This window comes from Paenibacillus sp. P2(2022), from assembly GCF_029522175.1.
Taxonomy (GTDB): Bacteria; Bacillota; Bacilli; order Paenibacillales; family Paenibacillaceae; genus Paenibacillus; species Paenibacillus polymyxa.
The window spans coordinates 1-24732 of record NZ_JAKWFI010000006.1 but is presented as its reverse complement, the minus strand read 5'-3'; the positions used below and the strand labels follow the sequence as shown (position 1 = coordinate 24732).

Annotated in this window: 30 protein-coding genes and 1 rRNA gene; 24 read left to right on the top strand and 7 right to left on the bottom strand. The window is 45.2% G+C overall.

Annotated elements, in window-relative coordinates; all coding sequences use genetic code 11:
* Nucleotides 1–7 precede the first annotated feature (7 nt).
* The 3 genes from rsbW to MMB75_RS18800 all read left to right on the top strand — a co-directional run bounded on the left by rsbW (nucleotide 8) and on the right by MMB75_RS18800 (nucleotide 2308).
* Nucleotides 8–460: an anti-sigma B factor RsbW gene (rsbW, locus tag MMB75_RS18810; protein ID WP_016820278.1), complete on the top strand. Its 453-nt coding sequence runs from the start codon at nucleotides 8–10 to the stop codon at nucleotides 458–460.
* The gene (locus tag MMB75_RS18805) at nucleotides 457–1230 is read left to right on the top strand and encodes a sigma-70 family RNA polymerase sigma factor (RefSeq protein WP_013373041.1); all 774 of its coding nucleotides are present in this window, start codon (nucleotides 457–459) and stop codon (nucleotides 1228–1230) included. The genes rsbW and MMB75_RS18805 overlap by 4 nt, the downstream gene beginning before the upstream one ends.
* A 118-nt stretch (nucleotides 1231–1348) precedes the next feature.
* Nucleotides 1349–2308: a magnesium transporter CorA family protein gene (locus MMB75_RS18800; RefSeq protein WP_016820277.1), complete on the top strand. Its 960-nt coding sequence runs from the start codon at nucleotides 1349–1351 to the stop codon at nucleotides 2306–2308.
* Nucleotides 2309–2422: 114 nt separating this feature from the next.
* Here the strand turns inward: MMB75_RS18800 and MMB75_RS18795 are convergent, their stop codons facing one another.
* From MMB75_RS18795 to MMB75_RS18780, 4 genes are all read right to left on the bottom strand, one after another.
* Nucleotides 2423–2893, bottom strand: a complete 471-nt coding sequence (locus MMB75_RS18795; protein WP_019688599.1) for a DUF5665 domain-containing protein — start codon at nucleotides 2891–2893, stop codon at nucleotides 2423–2425.
* 95 nt (nucleotides 2894–2988) lie between these two features.
* On the bottom strand, nucleotides 2989–3390 hold the full coding sequence (locus MMB75_RS18790; protein ID WP_016820275.1) for a YtxH domain-containing protein: 402 nt from the start codon (nucleotides 3388–3390) through the stop codon (nucleotides 2989–2991).
* Nucleotides 3391–3432: 42 nt separating this feature from the next.
* Entirely contained in the window at nucleotides 3433–3690 is a 258-nt protein-coding gene (locus tag MMB75_RS18785) for a GlsB/YeaQ/YmgE family stress response membrane protein (protein ID WP_016820274.1), read from the bottom strand.
* Nucleotides 3691–3829: 139 nt separating this feature from the next.
* Nucleotides 3830–4543, bottom strand: coding sequence for a phosphatase PAP2 family protein (locus MMB75_RS18780; protein WP_045245021.1), 714 nt, complete (start codon nucleotides 4541–4543; stop codon nucleotides 3830–3832).
* 231 nt (nucleotides 4544–4774) lie between these two features.
* Here MMB75_RS18780 and MMB75_RS18775 point away from each other — a divergent pair, with 231 nt between their 5' ends.
* Nucleotides 4775–5494, top strand: coding sequence for a pirin family protein (locus MMB75_RS18775; RefSeq protein ID WP_031462229.1), 720 nt, complete (start codon nucleotides 4775–4777; stop codon nucleotides 5492–5494).
* A gap of 158 nt (nucleotides 5495–5652) precedes the next feature.
* On the opposite strand, the gene MMB75_RS18770 is transcribed toward MMB75_RS18775, so the two are convergent.
* Nucleotides 5653–5880 carry a DUF1128 domain-containing protein gene (locus MMB75_RS18770; protein ID WP_013373034.1) on the bottom strand — a complete coding sequence of 76 codons (228 nt, stop codon included), beginning with the start codon at nucleotides 5878–5880 and terminating at the stop codon, nucleotides 5653–5655.
* A 120-nt stretch (nucleotides 5881–6000) separates the two neighbouring features.
* Here MMB75_RS18770 and yyaC point away from each other — a divergent pair, with 120 nt between their 5' ends.
* Together yyaC and MMB75_RS18760 are read left to right on the top strand one after the other, a co-directional pair.
* Nucleotides 6001–6591: a spore protease YyaC gene (gene yyaC, locus MMB75_RS18765; protein ID WP_031462228.1), complete on the top strand. Its 591-nt coding sequence runs from the start codon at nucleotides 6001–6003 to the stop codon at nucleotides 6589–6591.
* An 88-nt stretch (nucleotides 6592–6679) separates the two neighbouring features.
* Entirely contained in the window at nucleotides 6680–7474 is a 795-nt protein-coding gene (locus MMB75_RS18760) for an alpha/beta fold hydrolase (RefSeq protein WP_017425945.1), read from the top strand.
* A gap of 100 nt (nucleotides 7475–7574) precedes the next feature.
* On the opposite strand, the gene MMB75_RS18755 is transcribed toward MMB75_RS18760, so the two are convergent.
* Complete coding sequence (locus MMB75_RS18755; protein ID WP_016820269.1) at nucleotides 7575–8141, bottom strand: pyridoxamine 5'-phosphate oxidase family protein; 567 nt, start codon at nucleotides 8139–8141, stop codon at nucleotides 7575–7577.
* Nucleotides 8142–8534: 393 nt separating this feature from the next.
* On the opposite strand from MMB75_RS18755, the gene MMB75_RS18750 reads away from it, so the two are divergent.
* Both MMB75_RS18750 and MMB75_RS18745 read left to right on the top strand, forming a co-directional pair.
* The gene (locus tag MMB75_RS18750; protein ID WP_019688594.1) at nucleotides 8535–9191 is read left to right on the top strand and encodes a DUF6483 family protein; all 657 of its coding nucleotides are present in this window, start codon (nucleotides 8535–8537) and stop codon (nucleotides 9189–9191) included.
* Nucleotides 9178–10392 carry a class I SAM-dependent methyltransferase gene (locus MMB75_RS18745; protein WP_019688593.1) on the top strand — a complete coding sequence of 405 codons (1215 nt, stop codon included), beginning with the start codon at nucleotides 9178–9180 and terminating at the stop codon, nucleotides 10390–10392. The genes MMB75_RS18750 and MMB75_RS18745 overlap by 14 nt, the downstream gene beginning before the upstream one ends.
* A gap of 80 nt (nucleotides 10393–10472) precedes the next feature.
* On the opposite strand, the gene MMB75_RS18740 is transcribed toward MMB75_RS18745, so the two are convergent.
* Nucleotides 10473–10796 carry a hypothetical protein gene (locus MMB75_RS18740; protein WP_017425943.1) on the bottom strand — a complete coding sequence of 108 codons (324 nt, stop codon included), beginning with the start codon at nucleotides 10794–10796 and terminating at the stop codon, nucleotides 10473–10475.
* A 145-nt stretch (nucleotides 10797–10941) separates the two neighbouring features.
* On the opposite strand from MMB75_RS18740, the gene uptA reads away from it, so the two are divergent.
* From uptA to MMB75_RS18660, 16 genes are all read left to right on the top strand, one after another.
* Nucleotides 10942–11556: an undecaprenyl phosphate transporter UptA gene (uptA, locus tag MMB75_RS18735; RefSeq protein ID WP_013373027.1), complete on the top strand. Its 615-nt coding sequence runs from the start codon at nucleotides 10942–10944 to the stop codon at nucleotides 11554–11556.
* Between the two features lies 1 nt (nucleotide 11557).
* On the top strand, nucleotides 11558–12127 hold the full coding sequence (locus MMB75_RS18730; protein WP_016820264.1) for a thioredoxin family protein: 570 nt from the start codon (nucleotides 11558–11560) through the stop codon (nucleotides 12125–12127).
* Nucleotides 12128–12130: 3 nt separating this feature from the next.
* On the top strand, nucleotides 12131–12760 hold the full coding sequence (locus tag MMB75_RS18725; protein WP_045245023.1) for an MBL fold metallo-hydrolase: 630 nt from the start codon (nucleotides 12131–12133) through the stop codon (nucleotides 12758–12760).
* A gap of 244 nt (nucleotides 12761–13004) precedes the next feature.
* Nucleotides 13005–13214, top strand: coding sequence for a hypothetical protein (locus MMB75_RS18720; protein WP_045245024.1), 210 nt, complete (start codon nucleotides 13005–13007; stop codon nucleotides 13212–13214).
* An 80-nt stretch (nucleotides 13215–13294) separates the two neighbouring features.
* The gene (locus MMB75_RS18715; protein ID WP_016324719.1) at nucleotides 13295–13681 is read left to right on the top strand and encodes a hypothetical protein; all 387 of its coding nucleotides are present in this window, start codon (nucleotides 13295–13297) and stop codon (nucleotides 13679–13681) included.
* Between the two features lie 293 nt (nucleotides 13682–13974).
* Nucleotides 13975–14262, top strand: coding sequence for an Asp-tRNA(Asn)/Glu-tRNA(Gln) amidotransferase subunit GatC (gatC, locus tag MMB75_RS18710; RefSeq protein WP_016820261.1), 288 nt, complete (start codon nucleotides 13975–13977; stop codon nucleotides 14260–14262).
* 27 nt (nucleotides 14263–14289) lie between these two features.
* Nucleotides 14290–15747, top strand: a complete 1458-nt coding sequence (gatA, locus tag MMB75_RS18705) for an Asp-tRNA(Asn)/Glu-tRNA(Gln) amidotransferase subunit GatA (protein WP_039276213.1) — start codon at nucleotides 14290–14292, stop codon at nucleotides 15745–15747.
* Between the two features lie 26 nt (nucleotides 15748–15773).
* On the top strand, nucleotides 15774–17219 hold the full coding sequence (gatB, locus tag MMB75_RS18700) for an Asp-tRNA(Asn)/Glu-tRNA(Gln) amidotransferase subunit GatB (protein WP_016820259.1): 1446 nt from the start codon (nucleotides 15774–15776) through the stop codon (nucleotides 17217–17219).
* Between the two features lie 134 nt (nucleotides 17220–17353).
* A complete protein-coding gene (locus MMB75_RS18695) occupies nucleotides 17354–17815 on the top strand; it encodes a GNAT family N-acetyltransferase (protein ID WP_017425940.1) in 462 nt (153 codons plus the stop codon).
* A gap of 59 nt (nucleotides 17816–17874) precedes the next feature.
* Nucleotides 17875–18588, top strand: coding sequence for an MgtC/SapB family protein (locus tag MMB75_RS18690; RefSeq protein ID WP_016820257.1), 714 nt, complete (start codon nucleotides 17875–17877; stop codon nucleotides 18586–18588).
* A gap of 83 nt (nucleotides 18589–18671) precedes the next feature.
* Nucleotides 18672–19316, top strand: a complete 645-nt coding sequence (locus MMB75_RS18685; protein WP_025365819.1) for a hypothetical protein — start codon at nucleotides 18672–18674, stop codon at nucleotides 19314–19316.
* Between the two features lie 7 nt (nucleotides 19317–19323).
* Nucleotides 19324–20727 (top strand): DUF4097 family beta strand repeat-containing protein, encoded by a 1404-nt coding sequence (locus MMB75_RS18680; protein ID WP_031462223.1) that lies wholly within the window; start codon nucleotides 19324–19326, stop codon nucleotides 20725–20727.
* A gap of 108 nt (nucleotides 20728–20835) precedes the next feature.
* On the top strand, nucleotides 20836–21267 hold the full coding sequence (locus tag MMB75_RS18675) for a Fur family transcriptional regulator (protein ID WP_013373015.1): 432 nt from the start codon (nucleotides 20836–20838) through the stop codon (nucleotides 21265–21267).
* Between the two features lie 186 nt (nucleotides 21268–21453).
* Nucleotides 21454–23172, top strand: coding sequence for a glycosyl hydrolase family 18 protein (locus MMB75_RS18670; RefSeq protein ID WP_045245025.1), 1719 nt, complete (start codon nucleotides 21454–21456; stop codon nucleotides 23170–23172).
* A gap of 56 nt (nucleotides 23173–23228) precedes the next feature.
* Nucleotides 23229–24164 carry a nucleotidyltransferase-like protein gene (locus tag MMB75_RS18665; protein WP_016820253.1) on the top strand — a complete coding sequence of 312 codons (936 nt, stop codon included), beginning with the start codon at nucleotides 23229–23231 and terminating at the stop codon, nucleotides 24162–24164.
* 454 nt (nucleotides 24165–24618) lie between these two features.
* Nucleotides 24619–24732, top strand: a 16S ribosomal RNA gene (locus tag MMB75_RS18660); the annotation flags it as partial.

The window sequence follows — 24732 nt, the reverse complement described above, 5'->3', positions numbered from 1 at the left end:
AAAAGAAATGAATGCTCAAATTCAAAAAGTAGTTCTTAATTTGCCGGCCACAGCTGACTTTGTTGATATTGTAAGATTAAATTTATATGGTATTGCCGCTAAAATGGGATTCTCTTATGAGGATATCGAAGACATGAAAGTGGCTGTATCGGAAGCCTGTAATAACTCTGTCCTTTATGCATATGGTCATGAGGGAGGAGTCGTGGAAGTAACATTCGAATTTGACGAAGCTTCGTTGTCCATTCGTGTCAAAGATGAAGGGGAGAGCTTTGAACGTGTGGAGGACCCGTCTCGTATCGCATCCTTGCATGACAAGGAGTTAAATGATGCGCAAATTGGCGGATTAGGCTTTTATCTCATGCAGGCGCTTATGGACGATGTTCAAATCTTGAATGAGACAGGAAAAGGTACCGAAGTGGTGTTGGTAAAGCGTCTGACCAGAAGTGAGGAAAGAGTATGAATGAAAAGGTAACTCCCCCGGAGTCGATGGATGAAGCCGTTGGTCTAATCTGGGAGTACCAGCAAACCAAAGATAACGAAATTGCTACCGTGCTGATCCGCAAGTATGAGCCTATGGTCAAGATGGCTGCCGGGAAGATATCCCGTAACCGCCCGGACTTATACGAGGATTTATATCAGACCGGTCAGATGGCTTTGATACGTCTGCTCCAGCAATACGATATCAGCTTGGGTATCCCATTTGAGCCGTACGCTATGAAAAGTATGCTGGGACATATGAAGAATTATTTACGCGATAAATCCTGGTACATACAGGTCCCTCGCCGTATCAAGGAAAAGGGAGCGCTTGTTCAACATGCGATTGATGAGCTGACCGTCAAATTAGAACGCTCACCCAATGTGAACGAGATTGCGGAGTATTTGGACCTTACCGTTGAGGAAACGATCGAGGTGCTTGCAGGTCGCGAATGCTACCACTATGTTTCACTGGACTCGCCATTATCCCAGGAAGAGAGTGCAGCTACGTTAGGTGAGCTTATTAGCTCAGATGCTAACGATTTTGACACGGTGGAAAAACGGATGGATCTTCAGCAGGCCTTAAGCCAACTGAAAGAGCAGGAACAGAAAGTGCTTCTTCTGGCATTTCAGGATGGTCAATCTCAACGTGCGATTGCGCAGACGTTGGGCGTATCGCAGATGAGCGTTTCCCGTATTCAGAAGCGGGCAACAGAAAAGTTGAAGCAGATTATGTCTAATTCCTCTATTTCATGACAAGATCGCTGAATTCATGGCTTATAATATTTGACGTCCCATCGTAAGGACACGTTATTCCAATTAGGGAAGCGTGTCCTTTTTATAAAGCGGAAAAAACAAAGAAAGGATGGAATCCATGACAGCATTTGAACAGATTTCTACCTTTCGTGGAGGATGGGAATGGTGGGACATCTGTGCTGCGGACTGGCAGGATTCGGTCATACAGCACTTGAAGGAGAAGCTCCCAGAGGCCGCAGAGTGGCTGGATAAGGTAGAGGACATTCCATCCAGCTTTATTTCTGTACGCTTTCCAGATGGTAATCAGCCGTTGATGTGCGGATCGTTGATCTACTCCGTTCAAGAGGAGATCGACAGTCAGCGCAATTGCAACAAGTTTTATTTTCTAGTTCTAAACCAGAAGCTAGTGACCTTAAATTTGGACCAAAATACCCGCGAAATTATGCATACCCCAGAACGCCAAACCATGCTGCAACAGTGTGAGGATGCGGCTGATGGCATGTTCGTATTGGCGAGAGCTGTGCTTCATTATTTTCATACGGGAATGGATAAGTTTGAGATCAACCTGAGAAGACTGGAAGAGGACATGGAGAAAAGGAACGCACGTACGCTGATGGATTCTATATTGAATGCGCGTTTCGAGCTGTTGTATTGGAGCAATATGTTCATCCCTTTTTCAGAGCTGGTCACGGCTTCCCGCGAAGCCTATCTGGATAAGCTGGAGGAAAATCGCTTTTTTAAGCAGTTACTGTACCGTGTCACTCGGATGGAGGGACTATTCCGCCATTATGAGAAGGAAATCGACACACTAATCTCCATTGATGACGCCATTTCCGCATTTAGGGGCAATGAGATTACGAAGACACTCACGATCGTGACCGCTGTATTTACGCCGGCCACTGTAGTAGGCGCTATCTGGGGCATGAACTTTGAAAATCTGCCTTGGATCAAAACAGGCTGGGGTTTTACCTTCGTGATTATGGCTACTCTGTTAAGTATGGCGGGGATGTACGGCTGGCTGATGATGAAGGGATGGACAGGAGATTTATTAAAAACAAACAAGCGTAACAAATTGTAGCGGCTGCTTACGGCAGTTACAATGTGCATTCAAAAAACGATCCATCACAACCGGAGGCATTTTAGGAGCTCATTACCGGTTCGATGGATCGTTTTTATATGAGATAGAAGACAATCACTTAGTACCTTGGCTCATTTTGATATATCCTAACAACTCGGCGATAAAATCTCCGATGACTGGAAGATTTAACTGCACCAGGAAGCTAAGCAACCAAGCGAGTAAGGCGAGTACGACCACTGTACCCAGTGTAAGGCCAAGACCCCTTGAAATCCCAGCCGTCAGATTACTAATAATTCTTCTTTTCGTACTGGAGTAGTTCTCTATAATATCTTTGAATTCTGCTTTTTCTAATGTATCTGCGATTTGATCTAGACGTTTGTTAAGCCGCTTGACCTCATGGCGTAGCTCAAAAGGATGTTCATCCACATCAAAATCTCTTTCAGGATCATGCTTTTTAACATGAGTAGGTGAGGTCTGCTTGGATGAAACCTCGTCTGGTTGATCTTGTGTCTGTAGGGGGTGAAAGGTTCTCTTGTTGTTCCGAGCAAGATCATCTCCATAGGAGCTTGGTTTGTTCATTGTCATCCCAGCCTTTCTATCATTTAAAAACAGCCAGCTTCTTGCATGCTGGCTGTTCAGTGTTTGGAGCTCATTTTGGTTGTGATCGGAACGTATTCGTATTAGGAATTTGCATTTAATTGCTTCTGAGTGTCCTTGGCTGCCTGAGCAGTTGCATCCATAACTTCTTTATCTGCTTTAGCCGCTTCATTAGCAACATCAGCAGAGGCTTTAGTTACGCTGGATACGATGTTGTCTTTGCTCTCGGCCACCGTTTTGGCTACATCTGCTGTTTTGGTAGAAACGGTTTTGGCCAAATCCGTCGCTTTACTGCTGACTACGGATGCAACATCCTTGGTTTTGTCGGAGACAACAGTCATTTTTTCGGACAGATCGCTACGCAAATCACGGCCTGGCTTTGGAGCGAACAGCAGGGCTGCCGCAGCACCAATCAAACCTCCAATGAATAAACCCTTTGCAAAACCTGAAGTGCTTGCCATATTTTGATTGTCAATGTTACTCATGATATATCACTCCTTTTATAGAATAAAAAATATATATAAATGTTAGGTAGCCCTTCTTAATAGCCTGGACACAAGTCCGAGCAAGAACACGAACAATGCGGTTCCAAGTATGGCTGGAATGACTGCAAAATCTCCGATGACTGGACCCCAGTCTCCTAGAATCATGGCACCGAGCCAAGCTCCTACAAAGCCAGCAATCATAGAGCCTGCAATGCCGCCAGGCATTTCATGACCAGCCAGTGCATCGCCAATCAATCCGATAATAATAGCCATTACAATACTTAGGACAATTCCCCACACAAGGATCGCCTCCTTTATCCTGAGTTCACACAACGATAATGTTTTTGATGAATGCTGAGCTTTCGTTATTTCTTCGCCTTGCTTACTTCGTATATAAACGTTGTGACCCTGAGTGAAACAAAAAACCATCTTAAAGCGCTTATGGTCGGGGAGGAAATGAAGGGAAGGAACGCCACAGACGCGCTCGCCAATAGACCACGGGAACGGTAAATACCAGCCAGATCATACCTGCAATATAGCCACCTACAATGTCGGTAGGAAAATGAACTCCTAAATATACACGGCTGAGGCCAATCAAGATAATGAGCAATGCACCAAGAACACACGGAAGGAAGAATGTACGCTTATGAACCTTTCGTTCTATAGCCCAAATGGCAAATATCATTCCGTAAAATCCCATGGAAATCATCGCATGACCGCTGGGAAAACTGTAACCTCCTGCTTCAACCAAATGTTGAAGAGACGGACGTTCCCGTTGTAAAAATTCTTTTATGATCGTATTTAGCACCCACATCGCCGTAAAGCTGCTTAGGATGGCAAAGGAATACGCTTTTGAGCGGAGATAGACCCAGCACAAGATTGCGGTACCGATTGCTATCAGTAATGATATGCGGAATGAGCCTAACGATGTAATGAATATAGCGACGGGGAGTAGTCGGTAATGAGCAGCAGCCGTGTTCGGAAAAACAATATCTTGAATGCGCTCATCCCAATATAGAAAAGGAGCTGTGCCAATCCATCTTACTGAATAGGCAATGAGAAGTAAGACAGCGATCATGATCATAGATGCAGACAGACTGCGACGCAAAAAGCTTGGTAAGAATCGGAATCGTTGAGGTTCTTGGGATAGCATATGTAGTAAATCGCCTCCTTATGGCTGTGATAGATTCATTTTGTGTACTATTAACTTAACGAATAATGAACTGGAGAGCAAAATCAGACAGAGACAATAGGCTGATTGACGCATATAAGTGCGGGGTAAAGGGATCGTATTACAGCGTTTGTAATGCCAGGGCCGGAAGTGGATTAGGAATCACGAAGTAAGGGCTACTTTACGGAACTGGAATCCATGGAGGTGTTAAGGATGATTAAAATAGTGACATCAGCAGAAAGACATACCTCAAATAAGGGATGGATTCATAGTGAGTTTAGCTTTTCGTTTGCAGATTATGAAGATCCGAGCAATGCCCATTTTGGATGTATGCTAGCCCATAATGATAATGAGCTTAAACCGCAGCAAGGGTTCAAAAGACATCCGCATCATGATTTGGAAATCGTCACCTATGTAATTGAAGGCCTTCTGCATCATAGCGACAGCTTGGGCCACGAACAGGATCTGAAAAGCGGCTCGATTCAGGTTATGAGTGCGGGCACCGGGATTGAACATGAGGAGCGAAATCCTGGGGATGAAAAACCGGTTCGTTTTTTGCAAATGTGGTTTCTACCCGAGAGTCCTGGCCTTCAGCCTTCTTATCAGGTACAGAGATTCAAGCACAGTGAACGCCTAAATCGACTTCAGCCCGTAGTGTCTGGTTCAGAGGTGGAGGGAGCCCTATCGATTGCACAGGATATAAATCTGTATCTGAGCAGATTGGAAAAGGGACAGCAGCTTGAGTATCCGCAGCAAGAGGAGCGCCGCACTCACATTTATATTATTAGCGGTCATGTCGAAGTTACGTGTCAGGATGGGGAATTTCAGTTAAAACCTGGCGATGCTGCGCGAATTCAAAAAAGCTGTACATTAAAGATACTAGCTACAGGGAATGAGGAAGTATCTGAACTGGTATTAGTAGATTTGCCTTGAAGCTTCCATGGGTAAAGGAAGAAGTGGATGAAAATACGTATATGCATCAAAAAAATAAAGCTCGTATCCCTTGCGCGTCTGTTAAGACGACCGGAGATACGAGCTTTATTTATGGTGACACACTTAAAATAGCCAAGCTGTCTGTCCTACAAGCTGATTTACGAGGACTTACGCAATCTACCCAGTTCGGAGACAATGGCTTCAACCTCTGAAATGCTGAGGTTAGGCTTGCTGATTACCATATCGTAGACATCATGGATGTCCTCGTATTGCTCTAGCGAGAAAGCGGAAGCCTGCATAGCAGCACCACTCGCCATACGAAGCTTGGTTTTAATGCCTTCAATCATATACTCAATGTTGGCATGAGACGGTACAGACAAATCCATCGTTAATGTTCCATCCTTTCATAACAGGGGAAGTTGCCTGTATTGTATCATGTTTTTGTTGTAGAATGTACTGATAGCCAGATTACCGATATACAACTGAATGAAGGAGGATGGACAAAGTTGTCTTTGTATAATCGAGCTTCTACATCTGGTCGCTCGCCCTTAGAACCTAATGTAGAGAAAACAGATCGCTACGGACTCGCACCGTTTTTCCGAGAAATTCAACATCAGCACGCTATAGATAAGTTGACTTTTGTATGTATCGGTACAGATCGCTCGTCGGGTGACTCACTCGGGCCACTGGTAGGCACCATGCTCAAGGAGCAAGGCTTTCCGCATGTGATTGGCACCATGACAGAGCCTTGTGATGCGGATCATCTGGTTTCATACTTGGAGTGTATTCCCCAAGATCATCATGTGATCGCCATAGATGCTTGTCTTGGACAGCATGGCTCAACCGGAATGTTCCTTGTTGCCCGTGAACCGCTAACCCCTGCGCGATCGGTCGGGCTGTCTCTGCCGTCCGTTGGGCATTATAGCGTTGCAGCGATTGTGAATGAGCGCAGTCCCAAACCGTACTGGACACTCCAGATGACGTCGCTTCACCTGGTCATGACGATGGCTGCATATATTGCAGATGCAGCGGCTTGTGAATTTGGTTTAAAAACAGCTTCGCAAGATTTTCCAGCGGGCTACCGTTTCAGATATTGATGGTCTGCTTAATAATATACATCAGCATGTTCTACTCACTAATATATTCAGAACCAATAGATTATATACAGAGAAGGAAGGGTTCCACATGGAAAAGGTATTATGCGAAGGAACGACGATCTGCTATGCCGAACAAGGAAAAGGAGATCCGATCATTCTGTTGCACGGATTTTGCGGAAGCTCCTCCTATTGGGATGAGGTTGTTCCCTTGCTATCCCCAAGCTATCGTTGTATTGTTCCAGACTTGCGTGGACACGGACGCAGCGATGCTCCACTCGGAGCCTATACGATTGATCAAATGGCAGACGATGTGCTTAAACTTCAGGAACAATTGGACATTCCTCAGGCTGCATGGTTTGGTCACTCCCTAGGAGGCTACTTAGCCCTTTCCGCGGCCCAGAGACATGCAGAGCGTCTTACGGCCTTTGGATTGATTCATTCGACGGCTTATGCAGATACGGACGAAGGTAAAGAAAAGCGGAACAAGGCTGTATCCACCATTCAAACGGAAGGAATTACAACCTTTGTAGATGGGCTCGTACCAGGGTTGTTTGCTCCTGAACATGTGGAGTCGATGCCAAACCAACTACTCAAAGTCAAAGAAATTGGTTACAAAACACCTCCACAAGGAGCCGTAGGAGCATCACTGGCTATGCGCGAGCGCCCGGACCGTCGGGATGTGCTGTCGGCTTCTGCATTGCCAGCTCTTTTAGTAGCAGGGGAGCAGGATCAGGCGGTTCCTCCAGCCCGGACGTTTACAACAGATCGGGCCGGAGTAACTCAGGTTACCCTACCGCAGTCTGGACATATGAGCTTGTTCGAAGCACCACAGTTATTAGCGAATGCCATCTTGTCATTTTTGGACCAGAACTTGAAAAAGTAGAGTAGGGTAAGTCTAAAAACCGGAACCTTCTGATGTGGTAACAGAAGAGATCCGGTTTTTTGCTGACTTGTTGCTTCGTATCGGTTGATGTGTAAAATGCCTAAGTCATATTGTTTTTGTTCAAGGCAAACGCTGTCGGCAAACCGTCAATACTTTCTAAATTTTTTTCGTATGCATACTTTTTAAGTGCTTCTTCGCCCATCTGAATCGCTACGTCCTTCAGCTTTTCCCGTTCGCTCGTGTAAGTCATGAAGGGAACTGCAAAACCACATGAATGTTGCACCATATGAACATCTACAACAATGATTTGTCTTGCTCCAGGCAGTGGATTGAAGAGAGGATACAGCTCATTCCAACGCTTTGTGTTGGGCAGCACGACTGTGCCAGTACCAAAGAGCCTTAATACACAGGGCTCGCCTTCAAATGCACAGAACATGATGGTTACCCGTCCGTTCTCTATAATGTGTGCGCTTGTCTCGTTGCCACTTCCCGACAAGTCGAGATAGGCTACCTTATGATCTGACAATATACGAAAAGAATTATATCCCTTGGGGGAAATATTCACATGCCCCGTCTCAGATACAGGTGCTGATCCTACAAAGAAAATATGCTGTCGCTGTATGAACTCCTTATATTCCGGTAGTATCGAACTAAATTGTTTTCCCATACTTCAACATCCTTCCTGTAATTAATGCACAATTGTTTCTTAAGAAAATAAATATTATATTTTATTTTGTGATTTAATGCATTACAACGATTATTTTTGTTTCTTATGAAACAAAAATAACATGAGACTAACGGAGAATCAATATTAAATTTTCGAATACTTGTATTTGAAGTTGATTACATGACCGGCTACAAAACATTGTGCTACCCAAATGTTACGTGTCATACGTGATTTTCTGAGTGCCGGATCATTGATGCTATAAATGATTTGTAATTGTACTAAATAGAATTACGCCATGATGGCGGCATTTGGCTTTTAGACAAGGATGTCTTACAATCAGAAGGGACAGGGTTGCTGGTTCTCTAGGCATCAGGATGAAAGGAAGGGAACGGCTTGCTTAGAAAAGATTATTTGCTTAGTATGATGGAAGAATTGACATCAGCAGTAGCATCAGTGCTCGGTCTGAGGCGTGAAAATAAACACGTCGAAGCGCTAAAACAGCTAGATGACCTACTCAACAAGCAGTTTCGCCTTCGTTCAGATTTGCTCAGACGATTGCCGCCAGAACAAATTATTGAGCTTTTCCGAATGGGCCCTGGGATGGAAGCGGATGAGCTTCAGCAAGTGGCTCGCATTCTGGAAGAAGAAGCTGTTATATACATGGAGACCAGCAGAATAGACGAGGGCATACGAATTTTAATGAAATCTCTTCATTTATATTTGTACAGCGATCTGAATGGCGCAAATCGTGATCTACAGGTCCTGCCTGAACGAATAGCGTGTATCGTACAACTGGTTCATGAATATGAGCTTTCTCCTGAAACCAGCAAGCTACTGGCTGTTCATTATGAGCGGGAAAACAGACTGGACCAGGCCGCCGATGTCTGGTTTGGATTGGCATGGGAGCAGCCAGAGCTGGGATCGGAAGCAGAGGCATTTTACAGTCAGTTACTGGATAAGGCCGATGCAGAGCTAGAGCGGGGTGGAATTTCACGCCGGGAAATCATCGAGGGTTTGTCCGAGATCACCCAATTACATGAAAGAAAGTGAGATGTACCTTTTGGATTCACTGCGCGAACTTGTATACCAATTGACCACGGGAGGCTCCCTCATAACAGCAACGCTGAGTCAGCTGCGCAAACGTGAGGATGCTTCTTTTACTAAAGTGCAAATCAAACCTGTGGAATTGAAAAACAAACTGCATTACCAGTTTGCCTTTCATTACAGCAACAAAGTCATTCATGAAAATCTGACCCCTGATGAAGCTAATGAGCGCATGACTGCCTTGTTTGAGGACACATTCCGCCAAGGACTTCTATGTGCCAAGGATGCAGACTATCAGGTGCTGATCAGTAAAAAATATAAAGTATCCATTCTGACAAAGTCACCGAGCAAAAGTAAAGCCGATTTGTCTCATAATCGTAAAAAGCAATATGTGCTTGAGGAAGGAGAACGTATTCCTTTCCTGATTGAGCTGGGGATTATGAATGAGGACGGTAAGGTACTGGCCCGCAAATACGATAAATTCCGTCAAATCAACCGTTTTCTCGAAATGGTGCAGGATGTATTGCCCAGCCTTCCGGTAGGCCGTCCATTGACGATTGTGGATTTTGGCTGTGGCAAGTCTTATTTGACCTTTGCCTTGTATCACTATTTGGCGGTACAGCAAAAACGACCTTTGCAGATTGTCGGTTTGGACTTAAAGGCAGATGTTATTGAAACCTGTAATGTTCTGGCGCAAAAGCTGCAATATCGACAGTTGGAGTTTCTGGTCGGAGATATCGCAGACTACAATGAATTGGAGCAGGTGGATATGGTCGTTACCTTGCATGCATGCGATACAGCAACAGATGCAGCGCTGGAAAAGGCTGTCCGCTGGGGAGCGTCTGTCATTTTATCAGTTCCGTGCTGCCAGCATGAGCTGTTTAGCCAACTGGAAAACCCGGTCTTGGAGCCTTTGCTCTCCCATGGCATTTTAAAGGAGCGTTTTTCTGCACTGGCAACGGATGGAATCCGGGCCAAGCTGCTGGATATGATGGGATATCGGACACAGCTCTTGGAATTTATCGACATGGAGCATACCCCAAAAAATATTCTGATTCGTGCTGTCAAAGGCCAAGCGGGAGAACGGTCCGTTCTGTGGCGTGAGTACACAGCATTTCGGGATTTTATACATGCTGATCCTTATTTGGAACGTGCTTGTGCGGATTTGCTTCCCGAAGGAGCGGGGCAGAAGCAGACACACAGCTAAGAATATAGTGAAAGTGGAGCCACTGCGGGGTGGCTCCACTTTTTTGTAAATTACAGTTCATGGTTGCTATACGCAAACCTCTACCCGCCATAGGCACTTCTAAAAGCGGTGCACAAAACATCGCGATCCACCTTCCACAATGCCGCGAGCTCCTCGCTGACATCTTCGTCCCACCAGTCGCACAGTAGTTTGCGATTGCTATGGTTTTCCGCAATCCAGATGAGGTGGCCGACGACCTTGCGGCAATATAGCTCCTCGCCCTGCTTGACCAGATCAGGAGCAATGTGAACAGGCAGACGTTTGCAGGTTCGGTACAGCTCTTTGCAGCATGCGCGGCGGATCCCGCGAGCCGTGGGCAAACGGGATTGTGAATTGTCATGTTTGGGGAATTTGCCGGGAGGCATATTGTACCCCCTCCTCTCTCTCACAACTTATGCGGGCAGAGGAGCCGGGGTCACTGACCTCCCTATTTGAGCGAAGTGGCGGCGTGTTCTGCCGCTGTGATACACTAATGAAAATAGAGAAACAGGCAGGGAGTGGGAAGAAAAAATGGACCATATATCTAGTATCATTAATTATTTGTTTGAGATCATTCGTAGTCTTGGGTATTTTGGTATTATGCTAGGCTTGATGGTGGAGGTCATTCCAAGTGAAATTGTCCTCGCTTACGGCGGCTTTTTAGTGTCCTCAGGTCATATTAATTTTTTTGGCGCAGTCGTGTTCGGAACGATTGGCGGGGTGCTGGCCCAACTGTTCATTTACTGGATTGGACGCTATGGTGGCAGACCCGTATTAGATAAGTATGGGAAATACATACTCATCAAAAAAAGCCATGTTGACCACGCTGAAGCCTGGTTCAATAAATATGGCACGGGGGTCATTTTTACAGCTCGCTTCATCCCTGTTGTTCGTCACGCGATCTCAATCCCTGCCGGGTTGGCTCGAATGAACGTATGGCGCTTTATTATTTTGACGACGCTAGCGATTATACCTTGGTCTGTTTTGTTTATATATTTAGGTATGCTGCTGGGAGACAAGTGGGAGCAAATTGACGAAGTGGCAGCACCTTACATCAAACCCATTTTGCTAGTTGCTCTTGCGCTCTTGATCATTTATTTTGTTATCAAATGGATTGTAGCCAAAAACAAAAAAGGAAGTGTATAACATGAGCCGTACTAACGTATCGCAATATTTCGGCAAGGGCTTGAGTCCTGAACAATTTATGGAGGGCATGGAAAAGAACAAAGAAGCCTTCCGCTCCGGATACGATCAGTTTGTGTGGAGCCGCGAAGAGGATCGGGAGTTTTTTGAAAGCCTGAACCATCGTGATGATCTGCGTGTGCTTATATTGGCTGCCGACTGGTGTGGGGATGTAGTACGCAATGTGCCAGTTGTGTTCCGTGCGCTGGAGAATAGCGGTATCCCAACCGAAGTATTGATTCTGGAAAATCATCAGGCGCTGATGGACGACTTCCTGACGATGGGCGGACGTGCTGTGCCGATTGTGATTTTTGCGGATACTGGGGGTCACGTACTAGGTCACTGGGGACCACGTCCTGCACATGTCCAACAAATTATGATCGAATTCAAACGTGAAAATCCAGATCGGGAAGCCGATGACTATCAAGAAAAAATCGCAGTTGCTCGCAAAGAAATGGCTGCAAAATATGGGGAGGGAACCGAGGTTCATCCTGTGATTGTTCAGGAATTGCGCGAGCTGATCTCGGGATTTTAAATTATGACCTTATCCATTCGCAGCTTTAATCTGGGTCCGCTTCAAACGAATGCTTATTTGCTTCAAGGGGATGATCCACAGCGCGCCGTTATTATTGATCCAGGAATGAATCCGGGACCTTTGCTGAGAGCGATTGAATCCCTGAGCATTGAAGCTATCCTGCTGACCCATGCCCATTTTGACCATATTGGAGGAGTGGAGGAGATTCGCAATGCGAAAGGATGCCCGGTGTATCTGCACGCCTTGGAGCAAGACTGGCTCACATCTCCTAAGCTGAATGGCTCCCTGATGTGGCCAGAGGCTTCTCCACCGATCTCGACAGGACCTGCCGAATATGATTTGGCGGAAGGTCAGCAATTAAATCTAATTGGGCACACGTTCAAGGTGTTCCATACACCGGGGCATTCACCCGGAAGTGTTAGCTTCTTGTGTGGCAAAGATCTTTTCTCCGGGGATGTGCTATTCCGTCAGGGCGTCGGACGCACAGATCTGACGGGTGGTCGGGAACGGGACTTGTACGATTCCATTCAAAATAAATTGTTTCCGCTCGGAGATGACGTTACGGTCTATTGTGGTCACGGACCCAAAACATCCATTGGTTATGAGAAAGCCAACAATCCGTATATCCGGTAAATTTGATAAACGTTAATTAATTGAGGCAAAATCAAAGAAGTGACAGGTTTTGCCTCAATTCGACAACAAAATATAAATTATGTATAGACAAAGGTTTTTATTTTTGTTAACATAAATTTATTGAAGTTACATACTAAACTCGCGAAGCACGCAAGCTGTGGATGAATCCCGGTTTGCGTTCTTTTTTTTGCCCATTAAGAGGATAAAGAGGCATGAAGCCGTCAGATCACAAGGGGGAGCAAGAATGAAAAGAAAACATATATATGAGGTACACCGTGAGAAAGAAGGTAGTTTCCGTCTTCCCAAAATAGCAGATATTGAAGATGTTGTGGTAGGTTCCGAACCGAAGATCATAACTTGGAAAAAGGTGAAACGGCAGGGCGGAACCCTTACGCAAAACTGGCATATACGGCTTAATGAGCATAGATTTGGACGTGGAGACGGTCGATTATGAAGATACATAGATGATATAGACAAGCTACCTTTTTTTTAGTAGACTTAGCAGATAAGTTCAGACAAACGGGGGGGCTAACGATGCATCATTTAGGAGCTAGAATTATGATCGTCGCGGATGCTTTTGAGCAGAATCTTCCTGTGGGCGAACATGGTTATATCATTGCTTACGACCGTAATGCGGACAATGCTTTTGACTATGTCATTCGCGTACCGAAGGTGAATCGCAATTTTTTCGTACCATCCGGGGACATTGAGCTGGAAGAAAGTATTCTCAAGCTGGAAGCCGAGCGGATTGAGCGTGAAGCGCTGATAGATTACGCCCTTGCTACTCATAATGAGAAGCTGTTCAGACATGTGATGAACGGTGGTCATGATTCAGTAGAGACTGAGGAAGAAGAAACCGCGGCAGAATTGTTGTCACAGGCTGATTTTATTAAACAAGTTAATTTGCGTGCTTGGATATAGGAATCGGCTGTTGCCGACTCTTTTTAACAATATATAATGGGCACGATTTCAGCTGCTATAGTTTTCTTGAAAGAGCACCGAGAGGTGCTTTTTTTATATTCTTTTAGTAACATTTACCTCATTGATGTACAGTCTGCTTCTCTACCGCGTCAAAGATTGAATTGTATAGGGTTCTATCCTATAATTAAAAACGTTATTTCAAAGTTCGGTGTAACATTTTTGATACCAGGATTTTGCAAAATCCGATTCCAGTCGCTTATTGGATTTTTATATATACATGAGGAGGGTTTTGAATGAACATTTCCAAGGAAGATGTCCGTCACGTAGCCAGGCTGTCCCGATTGAATTTGACCGAGACTGAGGAAGAAACTATGACAGGGCAATTAAACGCCATTCTCCATTATGCGGAGAAGCTGAATGAGCTGGATACGGAGCAGGTAAAACCGACCACTCATGTGCTGCACGTCAGCAATGTCATGCGAGACGACGAAGTTCGCGAAAGTTTGACGCATGAGCAAGTGATGCGTAATGCACCTGAAGAAGAAGATGGACAGTTTAAAGTTCCTGCTGTTCTGGAATAGATTTCACATTTGAAAGGAGGATGCAAATTGAGCTTGTTTAATAACACATTGCCGGAAATACATAATAAGCTGCATCAAAAGGAAATTTCCGTGAGTGATCTAGTGGGGCACGCTCTGGAGACAATTGATGCGCGGGAAGAGAAGATCAGGGCCTATATTACTGTCGACGAGGAACGGGCTCGGGCATCCGCACGTCAGCTGGATGATCAGCTGGTTTCGGGAGAGGAACGAGGGTTGTTGTTTGGTCTGCCGGTCGGTATTAAGGATAATATCGTGACGGAAGGGCTGCGCACAACATGTGGCAGTCAGTTTTTGAAAAATTTTGATCCCGTGTACGATGCCACAGTTGTCGGTAAGTTACGCGCAGCACAAACGGTAACACTGGGTAAAATGAACATGGACGAATTCGCCATGGGTGGTTCGAACGAGAACTCCAGCTTTTTCCCTGCACGTAATCCTTGGGATTTAGAACGTGTTCCCGGCGGTTCCAGTGGCGGCTCGGCTGCAGCTGTTGCGGCAGGTGAAGCTTATTTCACGCTCGGTTCCGATACAGGTGGCTCCATTCGCCAGCCCGCTTCTTATTGCGGCGTAGTTGGCTTAAAACCAACCTATGGTCTGGTATCCCGTTTTGGACTGGTGGCTTTTGCTTCGTCTTTAGACCAAATCGGTCCGATTACAAAAAATGTTCAGGATTCAGCCTATGTCCTGCAAGCCATTGCAGGTTATGACCAGAAGGACTCCACTTCTGCGAAGGTAGACATTCCTGATTATTTGAACGCTTTAACCGGAGATGTGAAGGGACTTCGTATCGCTGTGCCTAAAGAGTATCTTGGTGAAGGCGTAGATCCACAGGTCAAGGAAAAGGTGCTTGATGCACTGAAAACACTGGAAGGATTGGGCGCTGTATGGGAAGAGGTATCTCTTCCGCACACGGAATATGCAGTTGCAACGTACTACCTACTGGCTTCATCTGAAGCATCGTCCAATCTGGCCCGCTTTGACGGCGTGCGCTATGGTGTACGCGCTGACAATCCGGATAACCTGCTCGATCTGTACCATCAGTCCCGTACGCAAGGGTTTGGTCCTGAGGTGAAGCGTCGGATTATGCTCGGTACCTATGCACTCAGCTCCGGGTACTACGATGCTTATTATTTGAAAGCTCAAAAAGTGCGCACACTGATCAAACAGGATTTTGATCGTGTATTTGAACAATATGATGTGATTATCGGGCCTACTGCACCGACTACCGCGTTCAAAATCGGTTCCCAAGTAGACGACCCATTGACAATGTATTTGAACGATATTTTGACGATTCCAGTGAGTTTGGCTGGCGTGCCGGCGATCAGTATTCCTTGTGGTCTTGCAGATGGAATGCCAGTCGGACTACAAATTATCGGGAAAGCCTTTGACGAGTCTTCTGTACTGCGCGTAGCGCATGCATTCGAACAAAATACTGAATTTCACAAGCAGCGTCCGCAGCTGTAATTTGCCAAAAAGGAGGGAACCTATTCATGTCTACAACTACATCTAAGTATGAGACGGTCATTGGACTTGAAGTCCATGTGGAATTGCATACGAAGTCCAAAATATTTTGTGGATGCTCGACATCCTTCGGAGCACCGCCAAACTCCCATACATGTCCGGTCTGTCTAGGACATCCGGGGGTATTGCCGGTATTGAACCGTCAAGCCGTTGATTATGCTATGAAAGCGGCAATGGCGCTCAATTGCACCATCGCTGATGTCAGCAAATTTGACCGCAAAAACTATTTCTACCCCGATTCACCGAAGGCTTACCAAATTTCGCAATATGACCAACCGATCGGTGAGCATGGCTGGATTGATATTGAAGTGAACGGTGAAACCAAGCGTATCGGCATTACCCGGTTGCATCTGGAAGAGGATGCGGGGAAATTAACCCACGTTGATGGTGGCTATGCTTCTTTGGTTGATTTTAACCGGGTCGGCACACCATTGGTTGAAATCGTTTCGGAGCCGGATATATCTTCGCCGGAAGAAGCCAAGGCTTATCTGGAAAAAATACGTGCCATTATGCAGTATTGTGACGTATCCGATGTGAAGATGGAGGAAGGCTCGCTTCGTTGCGATGCGAATATCAGTCTTCGTCCGCATGGACAAAAAGAGCTGGGAACCAAAGCGGAACTGAAAAACATGAACTCCTTCCGTGGCGTACAGCGCGGACTGGAATATGAGCAGTTCCGGCAAGAACAGACGCTGGACGAAGGTGGAACGATCGTACAGGAAACACGTCGCTGGGATGAGGCACAGGGTAAAACCTTGTCCATGCGTGGTAAGGAGCAGGCGCACGACTATCGTTATTTCCCAGACCCGGATCTCGTTACACTGCATATTGATGAGGAGTGGAAAGAGCGTATCCGTGCTTCGATTCCTGAATTACCCGACCAGCGTAAAGCACGTTACACTTCGGAATATGGATTACCTGAGTATGATGCACAGGTAATTACGTCCTCCAAGCCATTGGCTGATTTGTTCGAGGATAGTCTTCAGTACACCAAGGATGCCAAAGCCGTATCCAACTGGATTATGGGGGATTTACTCGGCTATTTGAACAGTGCCAATGTAGAATTGTCGCAGGTTAAATTGACAGGTCGGGGCTTGGGTGAAATGATCGGACTACTGGAGAAGGGTACGATCAATAGTAAAATTGCCAAAACGGTCTTCAAGGAAATGCTGGAAAGTGATAAACTGCCACAGCAAATTGTTGAAGAAAAAGGGCTTGTGCAAATCAGTGATGAAGGTGCAATTCTGACAATTGTCGAACAAGTTGTAGCAGCCAACCCGCAATCGGTCGAGGATTACAAAGCTGGCAAGCAAAAGGCCATCGGCTTCTTGGTCGGTCAAGTGATGAAGGAGAGCAAGGGCAAAGCTAACCCTGGCCTCGCTAATAAGTTGCTGACAGAAGTGTTGAACCGTTAATGGCATAGTTATGACAGGGGCTTGTCTTTTAGGGACAGGCCCCTTTTGCATAGGTGCAAAGACACGAATGGGGCATCAAACACGTATTAGAAGCGTGATGACATATGATGAGTTTCCTTAGGAGGGCAAACAGCATGGTTACCCTATGTTCATTGGAAGATGATAATATTGTCAGTCAGATATGGCGTCTTCAGCATGTCGCTTATAGACTGGAAGCTGAACTGATTGGATTTGATGAGATTCCTCCACTGATGGATACATTGGAGACGCTGAGAAGCTGCGGGGAGTCTTTTTATGGGTGGCTGGAGGATGATGAACTGCTAGGAGCACTAGCTGTGCAGTCTGAGTCATCTGGTTCGCTTACCCTTACACGTATGATGGTTCATCCAGATCATTTTCGCAAAGGGATTGCGGACTCCTTAATGAAGCATGTTTTGAATGAATATCGGAATGTCCCCCTGTTTATCGTCACCACTGGAACTTTAAACACTCCTGCGGTGACGCTTTATCGAAAACATGGTTTTCGCCCCGTTTCCGCGGCAGAAGTGGCCCCAGGCGTGGAATTAACCACCTACCATTTGCATAACGTGGAATAATACTCACAAACCGCGTGCCCGGACAGGGAAGCACGACATAACCGGGAGGAGAGACTCGAATGAATAATCCGTGGATTATAGATGATTCACATATCATTTTACGGCTATTACTGTCCATGCTTCTCGGTGGATTCATTGGCTTTGAGCGAGAACGTTCCAATCATGCTGCTGGTTTGCGGACTCACATTATGGTCAGTCTTGGATCGGCGCTGATTATGCTACTCTCCATTTACGGCTTTGCTGATTTTATTAAAGAAGCTAATGTGCGTATAGATCCAGCTCGTTTGGCTACGGCGGTGATTACTGGCGTAGGCTTTTTGGGCGCAGGTACGATTATGTTCACAGGTAAATCCATTACTGGACTCACAACGGCGGCTTCCATTTGGGTCGTAGCTGCCATTGGCCTTGGGGTCGGAGCAGGCTTCTATTTACCCTCTATAGCGGCAACTGTGCTCGTATTTTTAAATTTATGGGTGTTCAACAAATTAGAACTTCGGTATATGCGTGGACGCAAGCCTCATCTTATTACACTGTACGGATTGTCCTCTCACGGATTGCTCGATCAAATTTCGACTTATTTAGAGCAGGAAAAAGTGGAAATACGTAAAATCATGATTAAAGAACATGAAAATGTTCCATTTCATGAATTGCACCCGGATCGTCAGAGTATGGAGGTTTCCCTGGAGGTGCTGGCCCGACATGACTTTAATCCGGTGCGTATTGCAGCTGATTTACGACAATGGGAAGATATAGCTGCCGTCTCCGTTGAGTGATCATAACCCTTTTTTTTACAGTTACTATCAAATCTGATTGGGGTACTATGTAACCATCAAAGTATTTTACAGCGGAGCTACGTATGGAATTCAAAGGGGAGGATGGCATGAACTCGGAACAACCGTTACCGTCGGGAGAGTCCGGACAGGCTGAACAGCCACATGGACAGAAACAGCGGGGGCGTCTGCAATACGCTAAATTTCGCAAAGTAATTGCCATTATCATGGCAGCACTGATACCTGGAATGGGACATCTTTTTTTAGGACTATTTATTAGGGGGCTTACATTTATTGTATTGCTCCTGCTAGATATTTTTGCGATGCTGTATGTTTCCTCCGATGGATTGAGGATTAACATCCCATTACTAATTTTGCTGGGCTTGTTCATACCCGTTTTATATTTTTATAATGTATATGATGTCTTACAGTCAGCGGATTACATGGTTCGTTATCGGCGCAAGCCAGATCAATATGCACGAATGGATGCTAGAGGTCAGCAAAGTAGTCCATTTTATGCGTGGGAAAGAGGCTTTGCTTTTGCTGTGCTATTGGTGGCAGGCGGTGGACTTATGATTCTGTTCCGCATGAAACCTCGCTGGTTAAGCATTTTCTTTGAAGATTATGGGTTCCTGACGCTGGCCATTATATTAATGATAATCGGTTTATTCCTTTTTCTAAGGGAAGCCTTTCTATCCTTTAAACGTAAAAAGTTGAAAGAAAGAGGGTGAAGCAGGCGTGCACCGCAAAATAAGAGTCGGCCGCTACACCTCTTCGCTTCTGTTGATGGCTGTAGGCATTTTGCTGATTGTAGATGTGCTTCAGAACACGGAATATATGCTCCAGCTCCTTGTGTGGTGGCCTGTAATCTTTGTGCTTTGGGGTCTGGAGTATTTGATTTTTTTTGGCGTGTATTATCGCAAAGAGGGCAAGCCTGACAACGGACGACGTTTCAGACCTGACTTGAAGGGGATTCTGTCCGCTTTGGTAGTGGCTGCTTCGGTTTTTATCGTGACCCAGCAAAACCATTATATGTACCTGTGGAACCGGGTTAGTCTCAATCTGACATCGGCGTCTATGGATTTTAGCCAGGCTAAAGAGAATCGGTATGATATGGGCGGTGTGCTGGTACCTGTAACTATGCAGACATCCGATTTAGTAGTTGATTCAGTGAATGGGGATATAACACTGATCAGAAGGCCGGTGTCCAATATTGAGGTACGCGGGACTCTATGGGTGGATCAAGCGCCTGCTGCCGAAGCGGACAAGATTGCTCAAGCTTCTTCACTGACTTCTACCGACGGCAAGACCATCCAGATTCGTCCGGAGGTACAGTCATACGGAGCATCAAGTAAACGTCAGCCTCGAATGAACATGTTGATCACCGTGCCAGAGGATCGGCGCTTCAATATGCAGATTAGAACCTCCAACGGGAATATTACCTTGAATGGAGTAGACGCTATCGACAGCATCCGGCTTGAGAGTGGTAATGGGAATCTCACAGTTAATGACGCTATCGGCAATGTCAAAGGAGGCACCCTGAACGGTCAGATTAAATTGCATCGGATTTCTGGAGATGTGGATGTACGCACGAACCGTGGCGATATGCAGGCAGGGGATATTGAAGGGGCCTTGTCACTCCACACTATGGTAGGTGACATTCAGGTCGCTCGTTCGGAAGGGGATATTACCGTTGATACTCAAAATGGTGACATGAATGTGCTGGATTCTACAGCCAAGCTGAATGCAAATTCGCTTAATGGCGCTATCAAAGTGCATAGCGAGAGGGTGGGCGGAGATTGGAAAATATACAGTGCTGTCGGTGATATCGTATTGGATCTTCCATCAAATGGAGATTTTCAGTTAGAGGGTTCAAGCAGTTATGGTAATCTTCAGTCTGATTTTCCATTTAAGATAGACAGTAAAAGCATTTCAGGTCAAAACGGGGATGGCAAATATGTGATTAACGTAGAGGGGAACAGCAATTTAACCATTAAAAAGTTACTGATGCCGTCATTACCCGACTTGGATGATTCCGGAGGATCGACTGCTCCCGATGCAACTGTAAGTTCTCCGGGTGAACCTGAAGTTCCTGCGACCGATACTTCTGTACGGACATCCGGCGACAATACGGCGCGTTGACAAGATTCTTGAGTAGACCGTACAATGTGAGTAGCTTTAGAAGTGAATTGTAAATAGATGCGTGGTAATTGATAGGATTGCAAGTAAGGGATAAGGCGGTGGACATATATGGCAGCACGCGTCCAGCATGCTTTGGAACTTCTGAAGAAGACAGGTGTACGCATAACACCCCAGCGCCATGCCATATTAAACTATTTAATGGAATCTATGGGGCATCCGACTGCAGATGAAATATATCGTGCGCTTGAGTCCAAGTTTCCAAGTATGAGTGTGGCTACGGTTTATAATAACTTAAAGATGTTTATAGAAGCGGGTATGGTACATGAGTTGACCTATGGAGATAACGCCAGTCGTTATGATGCCAATATTTCGGAGCACTATCACATCATTTGTGAAAAATGCGGAAAGATTGAAGATTTCAGTTATCCGTATTTGGCAGATGTGGAACGCCATGCCGCGTTGGAAACAGGCTTCGAGGTGCATGGACATCGTATGGAGTTACACGGAGTATGCAAAGCTTGTAGTAACAAACAATCGTAGCGAAACAAGGGATAAAAGTTTTTAGTGCGGTATGTATATATTGTAATGGATTGGAAACGTGAGGAATTCCCCATAAGTGGGGATTTACCGCGTTTTTTTGTTTAAATCACTTTGTTTTTTGTCTCAGGTAATCTGTTAAAGTTACAAAATACAGAAATCAAAATTTCTTACAATGGAGGTTCAATATTGGCCAGAAATCATTCCAGACGCCGCCGTAAACGTTCTCGATTCAAAGGAGCGGCAAGCCTGCTATTATTCGCAGCGATTATATGCGCAATTACTGTCGTATGGTATGGTAATCCTCTTCACGAGAAACCCGATTGGCAGGGGAGTGTCCGACCTATTTTTATGAAGGGCAAGTTGACCGGATATGAAGCTCAAAGCTCCGGCAAGAACATGCTGATGCCGCTTAAATTGATACAAGGTCAAATTGACCCTGCCATTCGTTATGAGGATGACAGCCAAACCGTCATTATGGCAACGAGACAAAGCTTGCTCCATATGAATGTTGCAAAGACACAAGGCGAACTGAATGGTAAAACATATGCACTTAGCGCCGCCCCTCAGATAATCAGTGGAGAGGTGTATATCCCCATTGAGGCTGTACGTGAAGTATATGGTATATCCATCCACGAAGACCCTGTAACAGGGGCTGTCATTCTGATGAAAGCCGGAGAGAAAGTCAGGCTAGGTAGTGTAGAAAAGAAAGATGGGCAACAGGATGCTAGAATTGCTTTACGCAAAGAAGCCTCTAGTCTATCTTTTATTTTGGCAGATGTATCACAGCAGACGAAAGTACGCATCTGGTCTCAACAGGGCGATTGGTATTTTGTGCAGTTAGACAATGGTTATGCAGGATACATGAAGTCAGACTGTATCTCTGAAGGAGAAGAACTTGTGATACCTTCGGTTAAGGACGATTTGTCAATCTCGGAGAAGCATTGGCAGGGTAAACCTGTGAATCTCGCTTGGGAAGCCGTCTATAATCGTAAGCCTGATCCTTCCAAATTTGACCCTATGCCTGGAGTAAATGTGGTGAGCCCTACATGGTTCAGCGTCGTTGATCATGAGGGTACTGTAGAAAGCAAAGCGGACCCGGCATATGTCAGCTGGGCGCATCGTAAGGGCATGGAGGTATGGGGCTTGTTGAGCAACAGCTTTAACCCCGAAATAACAACAGAGGCACTATCTACCTTTGAACGTCGAAAATCGATTGTAGATCAGATGATCTCACTTGCCCAAGAAAATGATCTGGATGGTATTAATATTGACTTTGAAAATGTCCATACGAAGGATGGCCCCAATGTCACCCAATTTTTGCGGGAACTTAAACCGTTGGCCCGGGAACATGATTTGATACTGTCCATTGATGTTACGCCTAAATCTCAAAGTGAGATGTGGTCTGTTTTCTTGGATCGAAAGGCATTGGGTGCTATAACAGATTATCTCATGGTAATGGCGTATGATGAGCATTGGGCGGCTAGTCCAAAAGCTGGTTCCGTCGCCTCATTACCATGGACAGAAGCATCAATTCAGCGGATTGTTCAGGAAGACGAAGTGCCGCCTCAAAAAGTGGTTTTAGGTATTCCGTTATATACCCGCGTTTGGTCCGAGACTCCCAAAGAAGGGAAAATTAAGGTCACCTCCAAATCAATTGGTATGGAGTCAGCAGCGGATATCGTAGCCCAATTTAAGTTGAAGCCCAAATTTAGAGCTTCTGAAGGTCAGAATTATGTCGAATATACCGAAGACGGTGTTGTCAAAAAGATTTGGCTAGAGGATCAGATATCCCTGAAGGCAAGAGTAGAACTTGCCAAATCACTGAACCTGGGCGGAATTGGTGTGTGGAGTCGGAGCTTTGCAGATGAAGACGCTTGGATAACACTGAAAGAAATAATTAAGTAAGATAAAAAATTATACAATTGAAGAAGGAAGTTTCTTATTTATGTAGAAATGATCACATGTATCCAAATATCCAATTTAGCGGTTATAGCCGCCTTGCAGGTATGGAGGGTGAAGTGCAGCTAACCAAATTAAACCTGATGCATGATGAATTGTTGCAGGAAGATTCAATAGGTGTTATTTCGTACAGAAAGCCGGGAGAATATTTTCACGGTTCGATGTTGTATGACTTTGATGAACTCATTCTAATTATTGGAGAAGGCCGGGAGCCAGTTCAATCTATACAACACTTATTTATTAATGGACTAAAATGCCAAGTGTTGTACACAACGCTTAGTTGTCTGAAGGGTTGGATTATCGCAGGTGAACAAGCCAACATTATAGATTATGTGCTAGAAGGTCGTATGGTCTGGGGACGGGATGACAGGGTACGTCTTTTAAGACAGGAAATTATTGAATTTAACGATCCACTGCGGGAGCAGAAGCGATTTCATGAGTTCTCCCGCTTTCTGGTCAATTACGTTCAGGGTAAGAAAGCAGTGCGAGAAGGGCGGATCATTGACGCTTATCAAAGTGTTCTGAAGGCACTGGATCATTGGGCGTCTATTGAACTCATTGAACGTGGGATTTATCCAAAGGTTCACTTATGGGTTCAGATGCAGCCGCTGGATCGAACAATTGAGAAGCTGTATAACGAGCTCACATTAAGTACGGAGACTCTGGAGCAACGGGTTGAACTGGTACTACTCGCTTGTGAATTTTCAGTCATGTCAAAAATGGAGGAGTGCTCCTCTCCGCTATTCCGTATATTAGGCAGCAGACGGGAACCTTGGTCTATAGATGAACTTATGAATCATCCTGAGCTCAAGAATCTACAATTAGATCTTACCGTCGTGCTCCGTAAACTGGTTTATCGTTCGCTTATTAGAGAATCAGCCGTCGGGGAATTTAGGGATCGCGGACAAAATCGTGAACTGCGCTACTCCCTTCTTTGATGAGCGGAGGTTATTTTATCAGGAAGAAAGGTCGATAAATGATCTTTTCTTCCTTTTTTCTTATGTGATTTAGAATTTACAGGAGATTAAAAGATATAAATGATTATTTTAGCTTGACGAGTATGTAAATTATGTGCTAAGTTATAACTCGCCCCATTAAGCAACACGAATAATTTAGAACTGTCTAAAGCAGGATAAAGGGTGTTGCATCAAGCAAGGAAATAAATTTTTAAAAAAATGCTTGACGAAAAATGAGGTTATGTGTTACATTATTTAAGTCGCCGCTGAGACGCGGTGGTGAAACAAAGTGAGTGAAAATAAAGTTTGATCTTTGAAAACTGAACAACGAGTGAGTACGGATTTTATTTATAAAGTCCAAAAAAAAGAGATATTTTATCTCGTCAGTTTCAAAATGAGCTAATCGCTCTTTCGATAAACCAGCTTCGGTTGGTCTTTAATGGAGAGTTTGATCCTGGCTCAGGACGAACGCTGGCGGCGTGCCTAATACATGCAAGTCGAGCGGGGTTAGTTAGAAGCTTGCTTCTAACTAACCTAGCGGCGGACGGGT